Annotated in this window: 1 protein-coding gene; it reads left to right on the forward strand. The window is 48.0% G+C overall.

The window, feature by feature from the left end; all coding sequences use genetic code 11:
- The first annotated feature begins 220 nt into the window (after positions 1–220).
- Complete coding sequence (locus Q0257_RS10670) at positions 221–811, forward strand: YceI family protein (protein WP_298024705.1); 591 nt, start codon at positions 221–223, stop codon at positions 809–811.
- Positions 812–1,699: the final 888 nt, after the last annotated feature.

Genomic DNA, 1,699 nt, shown 5'->3' on the forward strand with positions numbered 1-1,699 from the left:
ACGCTGGCCTCTCACGCCGGTAACAGGAGTTCAAATCTCCTGTGGGTCACCATTTTCAAACTTTCTGCTCATCATATTTTAATCGCGTGTCACTTTTTAATAACCGTCTATTTTTGCAAATTTTAAATTTAAAGCCATTTTTGAGACCAAATATCTTATTTAATAGAATTTTAAGGCGGCATATTTGATAATTTGGCTCATTTCATCGTAAAGGATCGCAATGAAAAAGTTATCTTTATCGCTTTGCGCCGTTGCGCTATTTATGTGGGCTCCGTGCAGCGCCTTGCAAATCGACGCAGATGCCGCCAGGATCGATTTTATCTCTTATAAGATGGCTAGTAAGATCAGGGTGCCGGAAAGCGGCGCGCCGGCTACGTTTAAAGACGCGAAATTTAGCTTCGTAAAGACTAGCGGTAGCGTGGCGGAAATCCTGCAGGATGCGAGCGTGGAGTTTGATCTGAGCTCGATCGATACTGGCAAAAACGTCGTGCGCGACAATAACGTAAAGAGTAAATTTTTCGCGCTGCTTTCTACGCAAAAGGTCATCGGCAAGATCTTGTCCGTCACGGGCGACGATATGAGCGGTACTGCGAACGCATTAATAAACTTCAACGGCGCCTCAAAAGAGGTCGCGCTCAAATACGAGATCAAAGGCGGCAAGCTCGTTGCGATGGGACAGATCGATCTGCAAAGCGACTTTGACGTCAAAGAAGCCTTCGACAAATTCACCGCAGACAAGGTGATCCAGGGGCTTCACGGCAAAAAGACGTGGCCGCAGATAGAGGTAGGATTTGAGGTGCCGGCGAAATAAATTTTAAAATTCGGCGGCAAATACGGATCGATACGACCGGGCTTCGCCTTGATTAAAATTTACCGCATCGTCCGCTTTGTGATCCAGTGCGGCGTAGATAAAGCAGATAAATTAAATTCGCTGCATAGGTTTCTTGGCAAAATTTAGTCCGAAATCCTTTAAATTTGAGCTAAATTTAAATTTTAAAATTTCGCGGCAGTCTATAAATTCTCGCATCTAGATCCTGCGCGCTTTATAAATTTAGCTAGTGCTCGCGGCTAAATTACGCCGCTGCTTATATTTTCCGGATTGCGCAGCCTGCTCCGGTTCTGTTTGTTTTGCAAATTTTTCATATTTTGTCGCTGCCGTATCCGCCCCAGCTGCTGCTGTGCTTGCTGCCGCATTAGGCTTTGCCGCATGGCGATATACTGCTGCTGCGCTCTTTGCTGGGCTTACGCGCTATCCTCTCTGAATGAATTAAACGCCGTCTTGCGACATTGCCTGCTCTTGCGCCGTTCGCGCGACTTCGGCGTCAATTTTTTGCCGCTTCGCACAGCGATTTAGCTGTTTCTTGCTTATCGGACTTGCGACGTCGTATCTGCTCGCATATACCGCAGGCGGAGCCGTCCTTGCCCGCTACGCGAGAGCAGCGAGCAGCCGCAAAGCAACACGGCCAAAATCAAGGCAGGGAAAAATTTTAGCTTCATAGCCGTCTCTTAAAATTTTATCTCGCCGATCTTTAATCGGCGCCCGCCCTGCAAGCGCAGGCGGATGGCGAACTTAAAATTTCATCTTTTGATCTCTAGTCTGCGCCCTTTGCAAGGTCGAACCTGCACTGCGCCACGAGGGCTTTGTCGCTTGCGATGCTATCGCCGGTGGTGGTTAGGAAATTGCCCGTAAGCGCCGAGT

The organism is uncultured Campylobacter sp. (assembly GCF_938018035.1).
Lineage (GTDB): Bacteria > Campylobacterota > Campylobacteria > Campylobacterales > Campylobacteraceae > Campylobacter_B.

Excerpts from the sequence above, each read along its gene's own strand:
- Q0257_RS10670 (WP_298024705.1), top strand. The coding sequence starts at position 221 with ATGAAAAAGTTATCTTTATCGCTTTGCGCCGTTGCGCTATTTATGTGG.